The sequence below is a fragment of the Pseudomonas brassicacearum genome, assembly GCF_918698105.1.
Taxonomy (GTDB): domain Bacteria; phylum Pseudomonadota; class Gammaproteobacteria; order Pseudomonadales; family Pseudomonadaceae; genus Aquipseudomonas; species Aquipseudomonas brassicacearum_F.
Window position 1 is genome coordinate 35413 of the sequence record NZ_CAKKMI010000024.1, and the last position, 20480, is coordinate 55892.

Sequence of the window (20480 nt, forward strand, 5' to 3'; positions counted from 1 at the left end):
CATCACGGCGTGCGGTTTTTTCTTTAGGCCTGATGCAAAGTCGTCATTAGAAAAAGGAGAGTGCTGTGTCGCGTAGACGCGTCGTAGTCACCGGTATGGGTATGTTGTCGCCACTGGGCACGGATGTGCCGAGCAGTTGGCAGGGCATTCTGGCTGGCCGCAGTGGCATTGGTCTGATCGAACACACCGACCTTTCTGCCTATTCCACCCGTTTTGGCGGCTCGGTAAAGGGCTTCAATGTCGAGGAATACCTGTCGGTCAAGGAAGCTCGCAAGCTTGACCTGTTCATTCAATACGGCTTGGCAGCCGGTTTCCAGGCAGTGCGCAACGCTGGGCTGGAAGTCACCGACGCCAACCGTGAACGCATCGGCGTGGCCATGGGTTCGGGTATTGGCGGCTTGACCAATATCGAAGAAACCAGCCGCACGCTGCACGAATCGGGGCCGCGACGGATTTCTCCGTTCTTCGTGCCGGGCTCGATCATCAACATGATTTCCGGTTTCCTGTCCATCCACCTGGGTGCCCAGGGACCCAACTACGCCATTGCCACGGCGTGCACCACCGGTACCCACTGCATCGGCATGGCCGCGCGCAACATCATGTACGACGAAGCCGACGTGATGATAGCCGGTGGCGCCGAGATGGCAGCTTGCGGCCTGGGCATGGGTGGCTTTGGTGCTTCCCGCGCGCTGTCGACCCGCAACGACGAGCCCGCCCGTGCGAGCCGGCCGTGGGACAAGGGCCGCGATGGCTTCGTGCTGTCCGACGGTGCCGGTGCGCTGGTGCTCGAGGAGCTGGAGCACGCCAAGGCGCGCGGCGCGACCATCTATGCCGAGCTGATCGGCTTTGGCACCAGTGGCGATGCGTACCACATGACGTCGCCACCGGCCGATGGCGCCGGTGCTGCCCGCTGCATCGCCAACGCCTTGCGTGATGCCAAAGTCAACGGCGAGCAGGTGCAGTACATCAATGCCCACGGTACGTCGACCCCGGCCGGCGACCTGGCCGAAGCCCAGGCGATCAAGACCGTGTTCGGCGAGCACGCCTACAAGCTGGCGGTCAGCTCGACCAAATCCATGACCGGTCACCTGCTGGGTGCGGCAGGGGCGGTGGAAGCGATCTTCAGCGTCCTGGCGATCAACAGCCAGACAGCGCCGCCGACCATCAACCTCGATGAGCCGGACGAAGGCTGCGACCTGGACTTCGTACCGCACACTGCCCGCGGCATGGACATCGATGTGGTGCTGTCCAACTCCTTCGGCTTTGGCGGGACCAACGGTTCGCTGGTGTTCCGCCGGTTCGCTGGCTGATGGAAAGCTGGGTCGACGGTCAGCCGGCCGACGTCCTGTCGCTGAAAGATCGAGGCCTGGCTTACGGCGATGGGTTGTTCGAAACCCTCGCCGTGCACGATGGCGGGCCAGTGTTGCTGGACCGCCACCTGCAACGCCTGGAGGCCGGTTGCCGGCGGCTGGCGCTCAACGTCGACATGAAGGCGTTGAGCACCGAGCTGAATGCCTATGCCCGGCGCCTGGGCAGCGGCGTGCTGAAGCTGATCGTGACCCGTGGCGACAGTCTGCGCGGTTATGCCGCAGATCCTTCGACGCCGGCCCGACGCATCCTGCAAGGCAACCCACCTGCCGCTTATCCCGCCGCCCATGCCGAACAAGGCGTTCTGCTGTTTCCCTGCAGCGTGCGGTTGTCCGAGCAGCCCTTGCTCGCCGGCCTCAAGCACCTCAATCGCCTGGAACAAGTGCTGGCTCGTGCCGAATGGCGCGATGGGCAGTACGCCGAAGGCTTGATGCTGGATACGTCCGGACGGGTGATCGAAGGTGTGTTCAGCAACCTGTTCCTGGTGCGCGATGACGTGTTGTTCACGGCGGACCTGAGCCGTTGCGGGGTGGCCGGCGTGATGCGCGCAGAATTATTGTTTCAAGCCAAGTCCCAAGGCATCGCCACGCAAATCACCGATATCAGTCTCGAACAACTGCACCAGGCGGATGAAGTCTTCGTCTGCAACAGCGTTTATGGCGTGTGGCCGGTACGCGGATGCGGTTCGGCGCGCTGGTCGGTTGGCCCGCTCACCCGTAAACTGCAAAGCCTTGCCCGTGCGCTATTGGATGTTTGATTCGTGAGACGTAAATTCTTGCTGCTGCTGGAGACCGGACTGGTTCTGGCAGGGCTGTTGTTGGGCGCTTCGGCCTGGAAGATTCATTCGGCGCTGCAACAGCCGCTGAACATCACCCAGGAAGAATTGCTGGACGTGCCCAACGGGACCACCCCGACCGGAACCCTCAAGCGCCTTGAAGCCGATGGCCTGATCAAGGACGCCTTCTGGCTGCGGATCTATTGGCGCTTCAATCTCGCCGGCCAGCCGCTGCACTCCGGTGAATATCGGATGGTGCCCGGCATGACCATGGAAGGCCTGATCGGTGTCTGGAAACGCGGAGAAGTGGTGCAGTACAGCGTGACGCTGGTGGAGGGCTGGAATTTCCGTCAGGTGCGCGCCGCGCTGACCAAGGATGAAAAACTCCAGCAGACCCTCACCGGCTTGAGCGACGCCCAGGTCATGGAACGTCTGGGTCACTCCGGGATATTTCCCGAAGGCCGGTTCTTCCCGGACACCTATCGCTTCGTGCGCGGCACCTCGGATGTCGACCTGCTGAAAAAAGCCTACGACCGCCTGGAAGACGTGCTCGCCAAGGAGTGGGCGCAGCGTGCAGCCGATGTGCCTTACACCCAGCCGTATCAAGCGCTGATCATGGCGTCGTTGGTGGAGAAGGAAACCGGCGTGCCCCAGGAACGCGGGCAGATTGCTGGCGTCTTTGTGCGGCGCATGCGCCTGGGCATGCTGCTGCAGACCGATCCCACGGTGATCTATGGCCTGGGTGAGCGCTACACCGGCAAACTCACCCGCGCCCATTTGAAAGAAGAAAATCCCTATAACACCTACCTGATCCCGGGGTTGCCGCCGACGCCCATTGCGATGGTGGGGCGCGAAGCGATTCATGCAGCATTGAACCCGGCGTCGGGCAATAGCCTTTACTTTGTCGCACGCGGTGATGGCAGCCACGTGTTTTCCGATGACTTGGAGTCGCACAACAACGCGGTGCGTGAATTCCAACTCAAGCGCCGTGCCGATTACCGCTCCAGCCCGGCCCCGGCAACACCGGACGAGCAGGCTCCTATTCCCGCGGCATCACCCGACACGGCGCCTGAAGCCGTGCCCCAGGTGCCACCGCAGATACCTGCTCCCGAACCGGATGCCAGCGAGCCGCCGAGCCCGCAATGACTTTGATTAAGGATCGCCTGTGACTGGCTTGTTTATAACGCTGGAAGGCCCGGAAGGCGCCGGCAAGAGCACTAACCGCGAATACCTGGCCGAACGCCTGCGAGCTGCCGGCATCGAGGTGGTGTTGACCCGTGAGCCGGGCGGTACGCCGCTGGCCGAGCGTATTCGCGAGGTGCTGCTGGCGCCTATTGAAGAAGTCATGAACCCCGACACCGAGCTGTTGCTGGTGTTCGCGGCAAGGGCACAGCATCTGGCCGAGGTGATTCGCCCGGCGCTGGCCCGTGGCGCGGTGGTGCTCTGCGATCGTTTTACCGATTCGACCTATGCCTACCAAGGCGGCGGCCGCGGCTTGTCCGTGGAGCGCATCGCCGCGTTGGAGACCTTCGTCCAGGGTGACCTGCGGCCAGACCTGACCCTGGTGTTCGACCTGCCGGTGGAAATCGGCCTGGCCCGCGCCAGTGCCCGTGGTCGACTGGATCGTTTCGAGCTTGAGGGCCAGGCTTTCTTCAACGCCGTGCGCAGCGCCTTCCTGGATCGCGCCAAGGCCGATCCGGCGCGTTACCTGCTGATCGATGCCGCGCAACCACTGACCCAGGTCCAGCAGTCCCTGGACGGCTTGCTGCCGCGTTTGCTGGAGCGTGTCCGTGGCTGAAGCCTATCCGTGGCAAGACGGTCTCTGGCAGCAACTGGCCGGGCGTGCCCAGCATGCCCATGCCTATCTTTTGCACGGCCCGGCCGGCATCGGCAAGCGGGCGCTGGCCGAGCGCCTGATGGCCAGCCTGCTGTGCCAGCGCCCGGGTGTCTCGAACGCCTGCGGCGAATGCAAGTCCTGCCTGCTGCTCAAGGCCGGCAGTCATCCCGACAATTACGTGCTGGAACCGGAAGAGGCGGACAAGGCGATCAAGGTCGACCAGGTTCGGGACCTGGTCAGCTTCGTGGTCCAGACCTCGCAGATGGGCGGGCGCAAGGTGGTGCTGATCGAGCCGGTCGAGTCGATGAACATCAACGCCGCCAACGCTTTGCTCAAAAGTCTCGAAGAACCTTCCGGTGATACCGTGCTGTTGCTGGTCAGCCACCAGCCGAGTCGCTTGCTGCCGACCATCAAGAGTCGCTGCGTGCAACAGGCCTGCCCGCTGCCGAGCGAGGCGATGAGCTTGCAGTGGCTGGCCCAGGCCTTGCCCGACAGCAGCGACGAAGAGCGTGTCGAGCTGCTGACCCTGGCGGCCGGCTCGCCCCTGGCGGCTGTCAGCCTTCAGGCCCAAGGCGTGCGGGAGCAGCGGGCCTTGGTGGTGGACGGGGTCAAGAAACTGCTCAAGCAGCAGCAATCCCCCACGCAACTGGCCGAAGGTTGGAACGCGATCCCGTTGCTCTTGCTGTTTGACTGGTTCTGCGACTGGTCGAGCCTGATCCTGCGTTACCAATTGACCGAGGACGAGGCCGGCCTGGGGTTGGCGGACATGCGCAAGGTGATCCAGTACCTGGCGCAAAAAAGCAGCCAGGATAAAATCTTGAACATTCAGGACTGGATTCTTGCCCAACGTCAGAAGGTGCTGGGCAAAGCGAACCTCAATCGGGTGCTGTTGCTTGAGGCGCTGTTGGTGCAGTGGGCGAGTTTGCCTGGTCGAAACTGACAGACACGGCCTAGTGTCCTGTGGTACAGGACACTAAACTCAGCTCAATCGCAGCGGAGATCAGCATGAACGAACCTGTCAGTCCCGGGCCACGCAACGGCATCCTGTCCCTGACCATCAAGGACAAGTCGGTGCTCTACGCCGCCTACATGCCCTTCATCAAGAACGGCGGCCTGTTCATTCCGACCAACAAGAATTATCGCTTGGGCGATGAAGTGTTCATGCTCTTGAGCCTGATGGATGAAGCAGAAAAAATTCCGGTCGCCGGCAAGGTGATCTGGATGACGCCCAAAGGCGCCCAGGGCAACCGGGCCGCCGGCGTCGGCGTGCAATTCAGCGACGGCGACAATTCCGCCCGCAACCAGATCGAAACCCACTTGGCCGGCTCCCTGAAGTCCGACCGTCCCACCCATACGATGTAGCCCGGCCTTTTATGCTTGTAGATTCCCATTGTCACCTTGACCGTCTCGACCTCGCTGCCCATGGCGGCTCCCTGGACGCTGCGCTGGACGCGGCCCGTGAACGGGGTGTCGGTCATTTCCTGTGCATCGGCGTCAGCGCCGACAACGCCGCCGACGTCAAGGCCCTGGCCGAACGTTATGCCGATGTCGATTGCTCGGTCGGTGTTCACCCGCTGGATGTCCAGCCCGACGCCGCGCCGGCGCTCGATTGGCTGTTGCGTGAACTGGACCATCCACGGGTAGTCGCCATCGGCGAAACCGGCCTGGACTATCACTACGAACCGGAAGCCGCCGACGTGCAGCAGGCGTCGTTTCGGCTGCACCTGGAGGCCGCCCGGCAAACCGGCAAGCCAGTGATCATCCACACCCGTGGCGCCCGGGCCGACACCCTGGCCTTGCTGCGTGACGCCGCGCTGCCCCAGGCCGGGGTGCTGCATTGCTTCACCGAAGACTGGGACATGGCCAAGGCGGCCCTGGACATGGGCTATTACATTTCCTTGTCCGGGATTGTCACGTTCCGCAATGCCGATGCATTACGCGACGTTGCCAGTAAAGTGCCGGCTGATCGACTGTTGGTGGAAACTGATTCGCCTTACCTGGCGCCCATTCCTTATCGCGGCAAGCCGAACCTTCCACAATACGTACGAGAAGTGGCAGAGTTCCTGGCGATGCTGCGCGGCGAGTCCTACGAGCGGTTTGCCGAACAGACCACGGAAAATTTTAAGCAGTTGTTTCCGCTGGCTCACGTGCGTGCGGCGCAAGCCTGAATTCCATGCAAAAAAAACCCGGGTTCTGGGGGGTGAATCCGGGTTAAGACCATTAGGAGTAAAACAAAGGTACGCGGTCCGTTGGTACCTTCATCAGCGCGTCACTTGGGGGAGATGTCGCGCCGACAGTTCAAGTATTGATCAGTATGCCAACCCGTCCAGTCTGGCCCGGGCGGTTTTTTAAACAAATTTGGAATACGCTCGCTTCGGATAAGTTCTCACTGTCGCCAAAGCTCGCAGGCACGGGGCATTGGCGTCAGAAACGGAGAGCGGGATGTGTACGGTTTTGTGAAGAACACTGGCCGGGAACGGATGATCCGTGCATTTTTGCGTAAGTTAGGCATAATACCCGGCTTCGAATTTTGACCCTTCAGACCTTTTTCTTATGCACAAAGAACCCCGTAAGGTCCGTGAGTTTCGCCGCCGCGAGCAGGAAATTCTCGACACCGCGCTCAAGTTGTTCCTCGACCAGGGTGAAGACAGTGTCACCGTCGAGATGATTGCGGATGCCGTGGGTATCGGCAAAGGCACGATTTATAAACATTTCAAATCCAAGGCGGAGATCTACCTGCGCCTGATGCTCGACTATGAGCGCGATTTGAACGAGCTGCTGCACTCGGCCGATGTGGACAAGGACAAGGAAGCCCTGTCCCGGGCCTACTTCGAGTTCCGCATGCGCGACCCGCAGCGCTACCGCCTGTTCGATCGCCTGGAAGAGAAGGTGGTCAAGGGCAACCAGGTGCCGGAGATGGTCGAGGAGCTGCACAAGATCCGCGCCTCGAACTTCGAACGCCTGACCCTGCTGATCAAGGGCCGGATCAGCGAAGGCAAGCTTGAAGACGTGCCGCCTTATTTCCATTACTGCGCCGCCTGGGCGTTGGTGCACGGCGCGGTGGCGCTGTATCACTCGCCGTTCTGGAGCAACGTGCTGGAAGATCAGGAAGGTTTCTTCCAGTTCCTGATGGACATTGGCGTGCGCATGGGCAACAAGCGCAAGCGCGATACCGACGTCCCGAGCAGCTAAGGCCGCACAGGCCAAGACATTCAGCTGTCTTATTGCGCCATGTCCGCTTACATGGCGCAGTGTCCCAGTAATATACTCAGGCTTGGGTCTTGCGAAATCTTGATTTCTAGGTCAATTTTCGCGAGTCCGATTTTTCTTGTGCCGGAGTGATCCATGATCGTTGACCGTCAAGGCAGGCGTTTCCGTAATCTGCGGATCAGCCTGACCTCCGCCTGCAATTACGCCTGTACCTATTGCGTGCCTGACGGCAAGCGGTTGGTGGCTGCGCAGGATGAACTGTCGGCCGAGGCCATGGCGCGTGGCGTGGCCTATTTGATCGAGGCCGCCGGCATCGAGCGGCTGCGCATCACTGGCGGCGAGCCGTTGGTCAGCCCCAAGCTCGAGCGTTTCATGATGGCGGTTGGGCAAATGGGCCTGGAGGACATCAGCCTGACCACCAATGGCCAGTTGCTGGCGAAAAAACTGCCGTTGCTGGTAGACGCCGGTATTCGCCGCATCAACGTTTCCCTCGACACCCTGGACCCCACCGCTTTTCGCAGTATTGCCCGTGGCGGCGACCTGGCGACCGTGCTCGACGGCATGGAACAGGCTCGGGCCGCGGGGATGAAGATCAAGGTCAACATGGTGCCGTTGCGCGGGCAGAACCTGGACCAGGTGATGCCTTTACTCGAATACTGCCTGGAACGTGGCTATGAGTTGCGTTTCATCGAGTTGATGCGCATGGGGCACCTGGCCAGCGACTCCAACGCCTTCCTGCAACAGTTCGTCAGCCTCCAGCAATTGCTCAGCCTGATCGGCGATCAGTACGAATACCTGCAAGCCGATGCGCCGGTGGATGCTACGGCGGTGCGCTATGAGATACCGGGGCTGGGATATTTTGGCGTGATCGCCAACGAAAGCGTGCCTTTTTGCCGTACCTGTTCGCGCCTGCGGTTGTCTTCCACGGGCTGGCTGCACGGCTGCCTGTCGTCGAGTAACCGTCACTTCGTCGGCGACCTGCTGGACAAGCCTCGCCACCAGGCCTTGCCGGCGCTTCAGCGCTTGTTGGTCAAGGCGCTGGGGGACAAGCAGGAAGTGGCATTCTCCGGCGGGGCGACCATCATGAAAATCATCGGCGGTTGAATAAGGCTTTTGTGGCGAGGGAGCTTGCTCCCGCTCGGCTGCGAAGCAGTCGCAACGATCCTGATGCCTAGAGGGGCCGCTTCGCAGCCCAGCGGGAGCAAGCTCCCTCGCCACAGGTATTACCTCAACCATCCTGCAAGCTGGCGCAAAAGCTGCATCCCACGACCATTCGCCGGTTTTCCGACACCGGTTTTTTGGAGGGTAGGATGCGTAGCCTGGTTTTGCTGCTGGCCGTTTTGGCGCTTGGTGGCTGCATGAATGTCAGCGACATGGGAGAGGGCGTTCGTTATCACATGAGCGACGCCGGCCTGCTGGACCATAGCGACAGCCGTCGTGTGAACAACCTGCGTATTCAGCCCGACTCGTTCATCTACATCGCCCAGGGCGCCTTCGCCCCGCCAGGCAGTGCTTATCCGCGTCCCAACGTGGTGGCCGAAGAGGCCTTCAATGGCTTCATCGAATATTTCCCCATGGTCCGTCGCGCCCGCGTTCCCGAAGGCCTCGACCAGGCCATGGGCGAAGCCCGTTCCGCCGGTGCCCATTATTTGCTCTACACCCGCTTCGCCAAGGCTGACAACCGCATCGGCAACACTGACGAATGGCAGGATGAAGAAGCCTTGGATCGCTTGGGTGTGGATACCAGCGTGATTCAAATCATGTTGATCGAGACCAGCACCCAGTATTTGATTGATACTGCACGTATCAAGAGTCGTGGCGGTTTACTGACGTTGCACGACAAGCAGCCACAAGACCTCATCGCCACGCCTTTGCGTGAATATGCCCGCAGCCTGCTGGGGATGAGCGACGAATAAATAAACAGGAGTCACCATGAGCGGACCGCAAAAAGCCAATGATTTGCTGGGGCAGATCCCCAAGACCAAAGGCCTGCCGCCGGTCCACTTGTGGAATCCCGACTTCTGCGGCGACATTGACATGCGCATCGCCCGGGACGGCACCTGGTACTACCTGGGTACGCCCATCGGGCGAAAGCCGATGGTCAAGTTGTTCTCCACCATCATCCGCCGCGACGGCGATGATTACTTCCTGATTACCCCTGTGGAAAAAGTCGGCATCAAGGTCGATGACGTGCCGTTCGTGGCCGTGACCCTTGAGGTCGAAGGGCAGGGAGAAGGGCAGTTGTTGCGCTTCACCACCAATGTCGAGGAAATCACTGAGGCCGGTGCCGAGCATCCGCTGCGGGTGGTGATCGATCCCCAGACCCAGGAACCCGCGCCCTACGTGCATGTGCGCAGCAATCTCGAAGCGCTGATCCATCGCAATGTGTTCTACCAACTGGTGGAACTGGCGGTCAGCCGCGAGATCGACGGGCAGCGCTGGTTGGGCGTGTGGAGCGGCGGCGAGTTTTTCCCCATCGGCCTGGAACCCTGACCCCTTGTGGGAGTGATGGTTGGTCCAATATCTGTATTGGCTTGACGACCGCTATCGCGAGCAAGCTCGCTCCCACATGAGATGTGTGGTGAACACAAATAGTGTGAACGCCCGGAATCTACTGTGGGAGCGAGCTTGCTCGCGATGACGGCAGCATCATCAACATCTCCTAAACTGACCCACCGCTTTCGCCAGCAAGCCCGCTCACACAGTGATTTCGTAAAATTCAAATTGACACCCAATCGTATGATGATTAGCGTGGGCCTCCAATAAGAGTGGCCCGCGGGGTTTTCATGTCCAGCAGTTTTCATGCATCGACCGTCGATTGGCTGGGGGGCTGGATAGCCGCCGGCCAGGTCAAGCCTGGGCAAACCATCAAGGTCGAAGCGGACTTGGGCGAGCAACTGGGCGTCAGTCGCACGGTGATTCGCGAGGCGATCAAGACGCTGGTGGCCAAAGGCATGCTGGAAGTCGGGCCGAAAGTCGGCACGCGGGTGTTGCCGGTGCGGCGCTGGAACCTGTTTGATCCCCAAGTGGTTGGCTGGCTGTCACGCAGCGGCCTGCCGGAAAACTTTGTCGATGACTTGCTGGACCTGCGTCGCACCATCGAACCGATGGCGGTGCGCTGGGCCTGCGAGCGGGCCACGGCCGATCAGGTGCAGGCGATCCGCCTGGCCTACCATGCGCTGGAGCGTGCCGTGGACAGCGGCGCCGACTACAACCGCGCCGACCAGTTTTTCCATGAGTGCATCCTCGCTGCCAGCCATAATCAGTTCATCGAGCAAATGGTCCCGGCCCTCGGTGCGCTGCTGGCGGTGTCGTTCGAAGTATCGGCGGCCGATCCGGACGAACTGCGCCGCACCTTGCCCATCCACAAGGACATCGCCGACGCCATCGCCGCCCGTGACGCGGCGCGTGGCGTCTGGGCCTGCATGACCTTGATCGATAACGCTGACCTGGCCATCAAACGCTTTTACCCCAATGTCATGGCCGGTCGAACAGACGCCGCCGGGCAAGCCGGGAACGGGAGGTTTCAATGAAGTGGACGGCTGTGACGGAACACCGGGCGAAGTTGGGCGAGGGACCCTTCTGGGACGAGCCGACCCAGGCGTTGTATTGGGTCGATATCGCCGGCCAGCAGGCACTGCGGCTGATTGGCGCCAACGTACAGATCTGGCAGATGCCCGAGCATGTGTCCGCTTTCATTCCGACCCAGAGTGGCGACGCCCTGGTGACCCTGAGCAGTGGTGTCTACCGCCTCGATCTTGATTCACCGGGCCTGGAGCCGCGCTTGAAGCTGCTGTGCATGGCCGACCCCCAGCCCGGCAATCGCGCCAACGAGGCCCGTTGCGACCCCCTGGGTCAACTGTGGCTCGGCACCATGCAGAACAATATCGGTGCCCAGGGCGAGGACTTGCCGATCGAGCGGCGCTCCGGCGGGCTGTTTCGCGTCGCCGGTGATGCCCGGGTCATGCCCTTGCTGCGTGGGCTGGGCATTCCGAACACGTTGCTCTGGAGCCCCGATGGCACCACGGTGTATTTCGGCGACAGCCTGGATGGCACGATGTATCGGCACTTTATTTACCCGGAGGGCAACCTGGCGCCGGCCGAGGTCTGGTTCGGCCCGCACCCGCGTGGTGGCCCGGATGGCTCGGCGATGGATGCCCGAGGCTATATCTGGAACGCCCGCTGGGACGGCAGTTGCCTGTTACGGCTGAACCCGGACGGCCAGGTCGATCGGGTGATCGAACTGCCTGTCAGCCGCCCGACCAGTTGTGTGTTCGGCGGCGAAGACCTCAAGACGTTGTACATCACCAGCGCGGCGAGCCCATTGGGTCATCCGCTGGACGGTGCCGTGCTGTCGATGCGTGTCGATGTGCCTGGCGTGGCGTGTACAAGGTTTGCAGGTTGAATCCCAAAATATGGGATGTAAATATATATATTGAGATTATTTGGCGGCCGGGTTTATAGTCGGTTCCATCGGCAATACGCACTCACACTAAAAAAACAAAACAGGTGAAGTGATGCAACGATCTTTCCCCGTACGCCCCGGCGGCGTACGCCGGCCACTGTTCTTCCAAGCGCCTTTGCGCCGGTCATCCGTGGATGCCCGGTTTTTCTCGTGCCCGTGCACAGGAGTCTTGAGCCATGGCTGAGCCCTTGGTCTTGCCACCCGTGCCGGAGCCACCGAAGGGCGAACGCCTGAAGGACAAGGTCGTGCTGTTGACCGGCGCCGCCCAAGGCATTGGCGAGGCCATCGTCGCGGCGTTCGCGTCGCAACAGGCCCGGCTGGTGATCAGTGATATCCAGGCGCAGAAGGTCGAGGCGGTGGCCGCCCACTGGCGTGAACGCGGGGCCGATGTGCAAGCGCTGCAGGCCGATGTGTCCAAGCAGCAGGATTTGCAGGCCATGGCCCGGCGCGCCGTCGAGCTGCACGGCCGCATCGATGTGCTGGTCAACTGCGCTGGCGTCAATGTCTTCCGTGACCCGCTGGAAATGACCGAAGAGGACTGGCGACGCTGCTTCGCCATCGACCTGGATGGCGCCTGGTACGGTTGCAAGGCAGTGTTGCCACAGATGATCGAGCAGGGCGTGGGCAGCATCATCAACATTGCCTCGGTCCATTCGTCCCACATCATTCCCGGCTGTTTCCCTTACCCGGTGGCCAAGCATGGCCTGCTCGGCCTCACCCGCGCCCTGGGCATCGAATACGCACCCAAAGGGGTACGCGTCAACGCGATCGCCCCGGGTTATATCGAAACCCAACTGAACGTCGACTACTGGAACGGCTTTGCCGATCCCCATGCCGAACGCCAGCGTGCGCTGGATCTGCACCCGCCACGGCGCGTCGGGCAACCGATCGAAGTGGCAATGACGGCCGTGTTCCTGGCCAGTGACGAAGCACCGTTTATCAATGCCTCATGCATCACCATCGATGGGGGACGTTCGGTCATGTACCACGACTGAATATTCTCGGGTTGCAGTGGGAAACTTCGTCTGTAATCCAATCATCATACGATATGACTATTCAGGCCTATGCTGTGCAGCAACTTGATGTAACCGCCCAGCCTGCGCATTTCCACCGTCGGTGGAGCAGCCCTTGGACGTTTGGCTTTCAATAAAAAAAACAAGGAGTCAACTATGAAACATCGTCGTGGGATCCGTTCCCTGTGTCGCGCCGCCTTGGCGGTAACCGCGGTCAGCCTCAGCAGCCACTTGCTGGCGGCCGATCCCGTAAAAATCGGTTTTTTGGTCAAGCAGGCCGAGGAGCCTTGGTTCCAGACCGAGTGGGCGTTTGCCGAGAAGGCGGCCAAGGACAAAGGCTTCCAGTTGATCAAGATCGCCGTGCCCGACGGTGAGAAGACCCTCTCGGCCATCGACAGCCTGGCCGCCAACGGCGCCAAGGGCTTCGTGATCTGTCCGCCGGACGTGTCCCTCGGCCCGGCCATCATGGCCAAGGCCAAGCTCAACGATCTCAAGGTGATTGCCGTGGACGACCGTTTCGTCGACGCCAGCGGCAAGTTCATGGAAGACGTGCCGTACCTGGGCATGGCCGCGTTCGAGGTGGGCCAGAAGCAGGGCGCCGCCATGGCCGCTGAAGCGAAAAAACGCGGCTGGGATTGGAAAGAAACCTACGCGGTGATCAACACCTTCAACGAACTGGACACTGGCAAGAAGCGCACCGATGGTTCGATCAAATCGCTTGAAGATGCTGGTATGCCGAAAGATCACATCCTCACGGCAGCCCTGAAAACCCTCGACGTACCCGGCAGCATGGACTCCACCAACTCGGCCTTGGTGAAGCTGCCAAGCGCCGCGAAAAACCTGATCATCGGCGGCATGAATGACAACACCGTGCTGGGCGGCGTGCGCGCCACCGAAGCCGCCGGGTTCAAGGCGGCCAATGTGATCGGCATCGGCATCAACGGCACTGACGCTATTGGTGAGCTGAAGAAGCCTAACAGCGGCTTCTTCGGTTCGATGCTGCCAAGCCCGCACATCGAAGGCTACAAGACCGCCGAAATGATGTACGAGTGGATCACCACCGGCAAGGAGCCGCCGAAGTACACCGCCATGGACGAGGTGACACTGATCACCCGGGAGAACTTCAAGCAAGAGCTGGAAAAGATCGGCCTGTGGAACTGACGGCCGGTTGATTCAAAAGCGGCCCTGGTCACATGAGTGGCGGGGTCGCTTGATCTCTGTAAGTTCGAGGTGGTTATGCAAGCGCAAACAGCGACACGGCAACACAACATCGGCGGCAGCTTGCGATTCAACGGGATCGGCAAGTCCTTTCCCGGCGTGCAGGCGCTGGCCAACATCAGTTTCGTTGCCCATCCGGGGCAAGTCCATGCCTTGATGGGTGAGAACGGCGCGGGCAAGTCCACGCTGTTGAAAATCCTCGGTGGCGCCTACATCCCGAGCAGCGGTGACTTGCAGATCGGCGAACAGACGATGGCGTTCAAAGGCACCGCCGACAGCATCGCCAGCGGTGTGGCAGTGATTCACCAGGAACTGCACCTGGTGCCGGAAATGACCGTCGCTGAAAACCTGTTTCTCGGCCATTTGCCGGCGCGTTTCGGCCTGGTCAATCGTGGTGTGCTGCGCCAGCAGGCACTGACGCTGCTCAAGGGCTTGGCCGACGAAATCGACCCGCAGGAAAAAGTCGGTCGCCTGTCCCTCGGCCAGCGCCAATTGGTGGAAATCGCCAAGGCCTTGTCCCGTGGCGCCCACGTCATTGCCTTCGACGAGCCCACCAGTAGCCTGTCGGCCCGGGAAATCGACCGTCTGATGGCGATCATCACCCGCTTGCGAGACGAGGGCAAAGTGGTGCTGTACGTCAGCCACCGCATGGAAGAAGTGTTCCGCATCTGTAACGCGGTGACGGTGTTCAAGGACGGTCGCTACGTGCGGACCTTCGAGAACATGAGCGAGTTGACCCACGATCAGTTGGTCACGTGCATGGTCGGTCGCGATATCCAGGACATCTATGACTACCGTCCTCGGGAGCGCGGCGATGTGGCGTTGCAAGTGAAGGGCCTGTTGGGGCCGGGCTTGCGCGAACCGGTGAGTTTCCAGGTGCACAAGGGCGAGATCCTTGGCTTGTTCGGGCTGGTCGGTGCCGGTCGTACCGAGCTGTTTCGTTTGCTCAGTGGCCTGGAGCGTCAGCGCGAGGGCAGCCTGGTCCTGCACGGCAAGGAGCTGAAACTACGTTCGCCACGGGATGCCATCGCCGCTGGCGTGCTGCTCTGCCCGGAAGATCGCAAGAAGGAAGGCATCATCCCGTTGGGCAGCGTGGGCGAGAACATCAACATCAGCGCCCGTCCGGCACATTCCGCGCTGGGCTGCCTGTTGCGCGGCGACTGGGAGCGGGGCAATGCCGACAAGCAGATCAAGTCGCTGAAGGTGAAGACGCCGGCGGCCAGCCAGAAAATCATGTACCTGTCCGGCGGCAACCAGCAGAAGGCGATTCTGGGTCGCTGGCTGTCGATGCCGATGAAAGTCCTGCTGTTGGACGAGCCCACGCGTGGCATCGACATCGGCGCCAAGGCGGAGATCTACCAGATTATCCACAACCTGGCGGCCGACGGTATCGCGGTGATTGTGGTGTCCAGCGACCTGATGGAAGTGATGGGCATTTCCGACCGAATCCTGGTGCTCTGCGAAGGGGCCATGCGCGGCGAGCTGTCGCGTGACCAGGCCAACGAATCCAACCTGCTGCAACTGGCGCTGCCGCGCCAACGCGTTGCCGACGCGGCGAACTGAGAGGTAAATCATGACCATTCAAAACAATGCACTGCCAACGGCACGCAAACCCCTGGACCTGCGTCGTTTCCTGGATGACTGGGTCATGCTGCTGGCGGCCATCGGCATCTTCGTGCTCTGCACCCTGATGATCGACAACTTCCTGTCGCCGCTGAACATGCGCGGCCTGGGCCTGGCGATTTCCACCACCGGCATCGCCGCATGCACCATGCTGTATTGCCTGGCGTCCGGGCACTTCGACCTGTCGGTCGGTTCGGTGATCGCCTGTGCCGGCGTGGTCGCGGCGGTGGTGATGCGCGACACCAACAGCGTGTTCCTCGGCGTCAGTGCGGCGCTGGTGATGGGGCTGATCGTCGGCCTGATCAATGGCATCGTCATCGCCAAGCTGCGGGTCAATGCGTTGATCACCACACTGGCGACGATGCAGATCGTCCGCGGCCTGGCCTACATCTTTGCCAACGGCAAAGCGGTGGGTGTGTCGCAGGAATCGTTCTTCGTGTTCGGCAACGGCCAATTGTTCGGCGTGCCGGTGCCGATCCTGATCACCATCGCCTGCTTCCTGTTTTTCGGCTGGCTGCTGAATTACACCACCTACGGGCGCAACACCATGGCCATCGGTGGCAACCAGGAAGCGGCATTGTTGGCGGGGGTGAACGTTGATCGCACCAAGATCATCATCTTCGCCGTGCATGGCGTAATCGGCGCCCTGGCTGGGGTGATCCTGGCATCGCGCATGACCTCGGGCCAACCGATGATCGGCCAGGGCTTCGAACTGACCGTGATCTCGGCTTGCGTGCTCGGTGGGGTGTCGTTGAGCGGTGGCATCGGCATGATCCGTCACGTCATTGCAGGTGTGCTGATTTTGGCAATCATCGAAAACGCGATGAACCTGAAGAACATCGACACCTTCTACCAATACGTCATCCGCGGCTCGATCCTGCTGCTGGCGGTGGTGATCGACCGCTTGAAACAACGCTGAACCTGCAGCAACCGGGCCGGCCGCTTTCGCGAGCAAGCTCGCTCCCACAGATTTTGTGCCAGGGCGCAGAATCCCGGCACAGCGCAGATCCAATGTGGGAGCGAGCTTGCTCGCGAAGGCGTCGGCACATCCAACCATTTTCTTAGCTGACCCACCGCTATCGCGAGCAAGCTCGCTCCCACAGGATTTTGTGCCAGGGCTCAGAACCCCGGCACAGCGCAGATCCAATGTGGGAGCGAGCTTGCTCGCGAAGGCGTCGATACATTCAACATTTTCTTAGCTGACCCACCGCTATCGCGAGCAAGCTCGCTCCCACAGGATTTTGTGCCAGGGCGCAGAACCCCGGCACAGCGCAGATCCAATGTGGGAGCGAGCTTGCTCGCGAAGGCATCGGCACATCCAACATTTTCTTAGCTGACCCACCGCTTTCGCGAGCAAGCCCGCTCCCACAGGATTTTGTGCCAGGGCGCAGAACCCCGGCACGGCGCAGATCCAATGTGGGAGCGAGCCTGCTCGCGAAGGCGTCGATACATTCAACACCTTCTAACCTGACCCACCGCTTTCGCGAGCAAGCCCGCTCCCACAGGATTTTTGTACCAGGGCGCAGAACCCCGGCACGGCGCAGATCCAATGTGGGAGCGAGCTTGCTCGCTAAGGCGTCGGCACATCCAACATTTTCTTAGCTGACCCACCGCTATCGCGAGCAAGCTTGCTCCCACAGGATTTTGTGCCAGGGCTCAGAACCCCGGCACAGCGCGGATCCAATGTGGGAGCGAGCCTGCTCGCGAAGGCGTCCTCCCAGACGCCGACAATCACCCCGCCTTGCGCAACGCCTCAACCAACTCCTGCTTACGCATCTTCGAGCGCCCGGGAATGTTTTTCGCCCGGGCCTCCTTCATCAGGCTGTCCACGGTCTGGGTTCCATGGGAGGCTTTGCTGGTGCGCGGGTGACCTTCGCGGGTCTTGGCGGCGCGGCGGGCCGACTCCTTGCGGTCGGTTTTCTTGGCGGTCGCTGGTTTTTCCTTACCTGAACCACCGGAGCGTTCGCCACCACCGGACTGCTTGTTCACGGTCGCCCAGGCGCGCGCCTCGGCTTCGTTCTCGGACACACCTTTTTTCTCGTAACTCTTTTCAATGTGTACGGCCTTGCGCTTTTGTTCGGCGGTGTACTTATCTTTGCTACCACGAGGCATGGGACGTTCCTCCTCAAATGTCTGAGCAGAGCCTATTGGCTGGCGGCACCGCCTTCGGAGCCCGAACCACCGGTCGTGGTTTTCGAGCCCACCCCGGTCTCGGCGTTATCAGGTGCAGTCGAGTCCGGTGTGTTCATGCCACCCTGGCGCCCTGTGTCATTACCTTGTACGCGCGGATCGGTGCCAGTGGCGGGTGGCTGGCCATTGTTGAGGCCGCCGCCGGTGCCGTCGGTGTTCAATTTGGGCAGGCCTTGGGTTGCGGGGGAGTTGGGCGCTTGCACGGGATCGGTCGGCCCGGTGCCAGAGGTGGAAGCTGCGAAGGCCACCGAGGACAGCAGCGCGGCGAAGGTGAATGCAGTCAGCCTTGAAGTGATCATGGTGTCGCCTCCATTTTTCAGAATGCTTACCTGATCTTGGGCCTCGCTGGATTTGGGTTGGTGCCTGGGGCGCGACGAATGGCGCTTCCAAGACAGGCGTGCCGTGACCAACAAATAGTTGGCTCGATATGTGACGAGCGCTTCGTAGCGGCTTAGTATGGCGCTTTCAATTGGCTACAAGGCCTGTTCATGTCCATCGAGATCCGTCCTGCGCAACCCAGCGATGCGCCTCAAATCCTTGCCTTCATCACCGAGTTGGCCGATTACGAAAAGGCCCGCCACGAAGTCATCGCCAGTGTGGCGGACATCGAGCGCAGCCTGTTCAGCGAAGGCGCAACGGCCCACGGATTGATCTGCCGGCGTGATGGCGTGCCGATTGGCTTCGCGGTGTTTTTCTTCAGTTATTCCACCTGGCTGGGCAGTAACTGCCTGTACCTCGAAGACCTGTACATCACGCCTGACCAGCGCGGTGGCGGGGCGGGCAAGACCTTGCTGCGCCATTTGGCGAAGATTGCCTGTGACAACGATTGCGGGCGCTTCGAGTGGAGCGTGCTGGACTGGAACACGCCGGCCATCGAGTTCTACAAATCCCTCGGCGCGCAACCCCAGGAAGAGTGGGTGCGCTACCGAATGGATGGCAAGGTGCTCCGGGATTTCGCCAACGGCAACTGAGGTTCAGGCATACGCGCTGGACGCGTACTCGGCAAACCCGGGGCGTTGTTCGAGCCGTTTGCAATAGGCGGCGACCGCTGGATAGTCCGGACGCTCCATGGGTGTCTGGCGCCAACGATGTGCAGACAGGCCGATGAGTACGTCCGCGAGGGAAAACGCCGTACCGGCCACGTAGGCGCCGGTGCGGTTCAATTGCTGCTCCAGCAACCCCATCTTCTCGTTCCAGCCTTTGACGCCAGCGGCGATGAGCTGTGGGTCCTGGAAATCCGGGTGTTTACGCACCAATCCGTAAAACGCATCGCCCCATGACGGGTTGAGCTCCGTGGCTTGCCAGTCCATCCACTGCTCGACACGCGCCCGTGCGGCAGGCTCGACAGGCAGCAGGTCGCTGCGCCCATGCTTGCCCACCAGATAGCGGCAAATGGTGTTCGACTCCCAGAGCACACCGTTCTCATCAATGATCACCGGCACCTGGGCGTTGGGATTCAAGGCCAGGAACGCTGGGTCATGGGTCGAGGCAAAGCCGATGCCCCAGTCTTCGCGCTCGTAGGGGATTTCCAATTCCTGGCAGGTCCACAGCACTTTTCTGACGTTGATCGAGGAAGTGCGGCCGAGGATTTTCAGCTGTTGTCCCATCACTTTTTCCCTGAGTTGTTTGGCGTCCGATTAGAAACGTAGCAGGGTCTTGGGCGGATGGCGATTGGCTTTGTGGTTGGCCTGATAGATCCCAATATGTGGGAGTGATATTTATATATTGAGATTTTGTCGCGCCCAGGTTTATAGTCCGTTGCACTCACTGCCAAAAAACAGAACAGGTGAAGCGGATGCAGGCGCAATTGATCGCGCTCGATTGGGGGACCACCTCATTACGGGCTTACAAACTCGCAGCCGGTGGCGAGGTGCTCGAGCAGCGCTCGCTGTCATCGGGGATCATGCAGTTGCCTCCCGGGCCGCGAACCGTGGCCGGCCGGGTGTGCATCGACGGTTTCGAACTGGCCTTCGACGAGGCCTGCGGCGACTGGCTCGATGCACAGCCAGGCTTGCCGGTGATTGCCTGCGGCATGGTCGGCAGTGCTCAGGGCTGGCGTGAAGCGCCTTACTGCGACACACCGGCCAACGTCGCCAATCTCGGACATTCCCTACAAACCGTTCGCAGTCTTCGCGGTGTCGATGTGCACATCGTGCCCGGCGTGATCCAGCGTTCACGCTTGCCCAATGTCATGCGCGGTGAAGAAACCCAGGTGCTCGGTGCCCTGCACAGCCTGCCGGACGAAGCGGTGCTGATCGGCCTGCCCGGCAGTCATTCGAAATGGGTGGAAGTGGCCGAAGGCTGCATTGTGCATTTCGACACCTTCATGACCGGCGAGATCTTCGCCGTGCTCAGTGACCACAGCATTCTCGGCCGCACCCAGCAACGGGGTACCACCTTCGATGGCGTGGCCTTTGATCGTGGCGTGCAGGTGGCGTTGTCGGTGGACGGCCAGATCGGGCCGTTGTCCACGGTGTTCAGCGCCCGCAGCTTGGGCTTGACCGGCGAACTGCAGGCCAGCGCCCAGGCCGATTACCTCTCGGGCCTGCTGATCGGCCATGAGCTGGTGGCGCTGGCCGAGGTGCAGCGTCGGCGACGTGACAGCCTGCACCTGCCGACGGTGGTGCTGATCGGCAACTCCCAACTCTGTGTCCGTTATCAACGGGCCCTCGACGCCTGCGGTTTCGCCCGGGTGATCCTGGCCGAACAGGCCACCGAACGCGGTTTGTGGCAACTGGCCGTGGCGGCCGGGTTGCTCGATTCCACCGCCCCCTGAACCTG

22 protein-coding genes are annotated in these 20480 nt (G+C 61.1%); 19 read left to right on the forward strand and 3 right to left on the reverse strand.

Going from position 1 to position 20480, the window contains the following annotated elements; genetic code table 11:
- The first annotated feature begins 65 nt into the window (after positions 1–65).
- The 17 genes from fabF (at position 66) to araH (ending at position 16428) form a co-directional block, all read left to right on the forward strand.
- Entirely contained in the window at positions 66–1310 is a 1245-nt protein-coding gene (gene fabF / locus LQ215_RS11950) for a beta-ketoacyl-ACP synthase II (protein WP_230150004.1), read from the forward strand.
- Complete coding sequence (gene pabC, locus LQ215_RS11955; protein ID WP_230150007.1) at positions 1310–2125, forward strand: aminodeoxychorismate lyase; 816 nt, start codon at positions 1310–1312, stop codon at positions 2123–2125. The genes fabF and pabC overlap by 1 nt, the downstream gene beginning before the upstream one ends.
- A gap of 3 nt (positions 2126–2128) precedes the next feature.
- Positions 2129–3289 (forward strand): endolytic transglycosylase MltG, encoded by a 1161-nt coding sequence (gene mltG, locus LQ215_RS11960; protein ID WP_230150009.1) that lies wholly within the window; start codon positions 2129–2131, stop codon positions 3287–3289.
- A 19-nt stretch (positions 3290–3308) separates the two neighbouring features.
- Entirely contained in the window at positions 3309–3941 is a 633-nt protein-coding gene (gene tmk, locus LQ215_RS11965) for a dTMP kinase (protein ID WP_230150011.1), read from the forward strand.
- Complete coding sequence (locus tag LQ215_RS11970; RefSeq protein WP_072344216.1) at positions 3934–4920, forward strand: DNA polymerase III subunit delta'; 987 nt, start codon at positions 3934–3936, stop codon at positions 4918–4920. The genes tmk and LQ215_RS11970 overlap by 8 nt, the downstream gene beginning before the upstream one ends.
- A gap of 65 nt (positions 4921–4985) precedes the next feature.
- Positions 4986–5342: a PilZ domain-containing protein gene (locus LQ215_RS11975; RefSeq protein ID WP_003204243.1), complete on the forward strand. Its 357-nt coding sequence runs from the start codon at positions 4986–4988 to the stop codon at positions 5340–5342.
- 11 nt (positions 5343–5353) lie between these two features.
- The gene (locus LQ215_RS11980) at positions 5354–6148 is read left to right on the forward strand and encodes a TatD family hydrolase (RefSeq protein WP_003204241.1); all 795 of its coding nucleotides are present in this window, start codon (positions 5354–5356) and stop codon (positions 6146–6148) included.
- Between the two features lie 385 nt (positions 6149–6533).
- Positions 6534–7172: a TetR/AcrR family transcriptional regulator gene (locus LQ215_RS11985; protein WP_003204240.1), complete on the forward strand. Its 639-nt coding sequence runs from the start codon at positions 6534–6536 to the stop codon at positions 7170–7172.
- Between the two features lie 153 nt (positions 7173–7325).
- On the forward strand, positions 7326–8294 hold the full coding sequence (locus tag LQ215_RS11990; protein ID WP_230150012.1) for a GTP 3',8-cyclase MoaA: 969 nt from the start codon (positions 7326–7328) through the stop codon (positions 8292–8294).
- A 206-nt stretch (positions 8295–8500) separates the two neighbouring features.
- Positions 8501–9106: a DUF4823 domain-containing protein gene (locus LQ215_RS11995; protein WP_003204236.1), complete on the forward strand. Its 606-nt coding sequence runs from the start codon at positions 8501–8503 to the stop codon at positions 9104–9106.
- A gap of 16 nt (positions 9107–9122) precedes the next feature.
- On the forward strand, positions 9123–9683 hold the full coding sequence (locus LQ215_RS12000) for a DUF1285 domain-containing protein (RefSeq protein ID WP_230150014.1): 561 nt from the start codon (positions 9123–9125) through the stop codon (positions 9681–9683).
- A gap of 293 nt (positions 9684–9976) precedes the next feature.
- Positions 9977–10723, forward strand: a complete 747-nt coding sequence (locus LQ215_RS12005; protein WP_003204233.1) for a FadR/GntR family transcriptional regulator — start codon at positions 9977–9979, stop codon at positions 10721–10723.
- Complete coding sequence (locus LQ215_RS12010) at positions 10720–11595, forward strand: SMP-30/gluconolactonase/LRE family protein (RefSeq protein WP_230150017.1); 876 nt, start codon at positions 10720–10722, stop codon at positions 11593–11595. Before LQ215_RS12005 ends, LQ215_RS12010 begins: the two co-directional genes overlap by 4 nt.
- A 236-nt stretch (positions 11596–11831) precedes the next feature.
- On the forward strand, positions 11832–12650 hold the full coding sequence (locus LQ215_RS12015) for an SDR family oxidoreductase (protein ID WP_053186253.1): 819 nt from the start codon (positions 11832–11834) through the stop codon (positions 12648–12650).
- A 174-nt stretch (positions 12651–12824) separates the two neighbouring features.
- On the forward strand, positions 12825–13829 hold the full coding sequence (locus LQ215_RS12020) for a substrate-binding domain-containing protein (protein ID WP_230150018.1): 1005 nt from the start codon (positions 12825–12827) through the stop codon (positions 13827–13829).
- 75 nt (positions 13830–13904) lie between these two features.
- Positions 13905–15449 (forward strand): L-arabinose ABC transporter ATP-binding protein AraG, encoded by a 1545-nt coding sequence (araG, locus tag LQ215_RS12025; RefSeq protein WP_230150020.1) that lies wholly within the window; start codon positions 13905–13907, stop codon positions 15447–15449.
- Between the two features lie 10 nt (positions 15450–15459).
- On the forward strand, positions 15460–16428 hold the full coding sequence (gene araH / locus LQ215_RS12030; protein ID WP_003204223.1) for an L-arabinose ABC transporter permease AraH: 969 nt from the start codon (positions 15460–15462) through the stop codon (positions 16426–16428).
- An 812-nt stretch (positions 16429–17240) separates the two neighbouring features.
- Here the strand turns inward: araH and LQ215_RS12035 are convergent.
- A complete protein-coding gene (locus LQ215_RS12035; RefSeq protein ID WP_230150022.1) occupies positions 17241–17621 on the reverse strand; it encodes a Rho termination factor N-terminal domain-containing protein in 381 nt (126 codons plus the stop codon).
- Between the two features lie 32 nt (positions 17622–17653).
- Positions 17654–17998: a hypothetical protein gene (locus LQ215_RS12040; RefSeq protein ID WP_018613594.1), complete on the reverse strand. Its 345-nt coding sequence runs from the start codon at positions 17996–17998 to the stop codon at positions 17654–17656.
- 189 nt (positions 17999–18187) lie between these two features.
- Here LQ215_RS12040 and LQ215_RS12045 point away from each other — a divergent pair, with 189 nt between their 5' ends.
- Positions 18188–18670, forward strand: a complete 483-nt coding sequence (locus LQ215_RS12045) for a GNAT family N-acetyltransferase (protein ID WP_230150024.1) — start codon at positions 18188–18190, stop codon at positions 18668–18670.
- 3 nt (positions 18671–18673) lie between these two features.
- On the opposite strand, the gene LQ215_RS12050 is transcribed toward LQ215_RS12045, so the two are convergent.
- Complete coding sequence (locus LQ215_RS12050) at positions 18674–19306, reverse strand: glutathione S-transferase family protein (RefSeq protein WP_230150026.1); 633 nt, start codon at positions 19304–19306, stop codon at positions 18674–18676.
- Between the two features lie 188 nt (positions 19307–19494).
- Here LQ215_RS12050 and LQ215_RS12055 point away from each other — a divergent pair, with 188 nt between their 5' ends.
- Entirely contained in the window at positions 19495–20475 is a 981-nt protein-coding gene (locus LQ215_RS12055) for a 2-dehydro-3-deoxygalactonokinase (RefSeq protein ID WP_230150028.1), read from the forward strand.
- The last annotated feature ends 5 nt before the right edge of the window (positions 20476–20480 follow it).

Coding starts and splice junctions, on each gene's coding strand:
- LQ215_RS12050 (WP_230150026.1), bottom strand. CDS start 19,306: ATGGGACAACAGCTGAAAATCCTCGGCCGCACTTCCTCGATCAACGTC.
- LQ215_RS12035 (WP_230150022.1), bottom strand. CDS start 17,621: ATGCCTCGTGGTAGCAAAGATAAGTACACCGCCGAACAAAAGCGCAAG.
- LQ215_RS12045 (WP_230150024.1), top strand. CDS start 18,188: ATGTCCATCGAGATCCGTCCTGCGCAACCCAGCGATGCGCCTCAAATC.
- LQ215_RS11975 (WP_003204243.1), top strand. CDS start 4,986: ATGAACGAACCTGTCAGTCCCGGGCCACGCAACGGCATCCTGTCCCTG.
- LQ215_RS11980 (WP_003204241.1), top strand. CDS start 5,354: ATGCTTGTAGATTCCCATTGTCACCTTGACCGTCTCGACCTCGCTGCC.
- LQ215_RS12005 (WP_003204233.1), top strand. CDS start 9,977: ATGTCCAGCAGTTTTCATGCATCGACCGTCGATTGGCTGGGGGGCTGG.
- LQ215_RS12000 (WP_230150014.1), top strand. CDS start 9,123: ATGAGCGGACCGCAAAAAGCCAATGATTTGCTGGGGCAGATCCCCAAG.
- pabC (WP_230150007.1), top strand. CDS start 1,310: ATGGAAAGCTGGGTCGACGGTCAGCCGGCCGACGTCCTGTCGCTGAAA.
- LQ215_RS11995 (WP_003204236.1), top strand. CDS start 8,501: ATGCGTAGCCTGGTTTTGCTGCTGGCCGTTTTGGCGCTTGGTGGCTGC.
- LQ215_RS11985 (WP_003204240.1), top strand. CDS start 6,534: ATGCACAAAGAACCCCGTAAGGTCCGTGAGTTTCGCCGCCGCGAGCAG.
- LQ215_RS12015 (WP_053186253.1), top strand. CDS start 11,832: ATGGCTGAGCCCTTGGTCTTGCCACCCGTGCCGGAGCCACCGAAGGGC.
- LQ215_RS12010 (WP_230150017.1), top strand. CDS start 10,720: ATGAAGTGGACGGCTGTGACGGAACACCGGGCGAAGTTGGGCGAGGGA.
- araG (WP_230150020.1), top strand. CDS start 13,905: ATGCAAGCGCAAACAGCGACACGGCAACACAACATCGGCGGCAGCTTG.
- araH (WP_003204223.1), top strand. CDS start 15,460: ATGACCATTCAAAACAATGCACTGCCAACGGCACGCAAACCCCTGGAC.
- LQ215_RS12055 (WP_230150028.1), top strand. CDS start 19,495: ATGCAGGCGCAATTGATCGCGCTCGATTGGGGGACCACCTCATTACGG.
- LQ215_RS11990 (WP_230150012.1), top strand. CDS start 7,326: ATGATCGTTGACCGTCAAGGCAGGCGTTTCCGTAATCTGCGGATCAGC.
- LQ215_RS12020 (WP_230150018.1), top strand. CDS start 12,825: ATGAAACATCGTCGTGGGATCCGTTCCCTGTGTCGCGCCGCCTTGGCG.
- LQ215_RS12040 (WP_018613594.1), bottom strand. CDS start 17,998: ATGATCACTTCAAGGCTGACTGCATTCACCTTCGCCGCGCTGCTGTCC.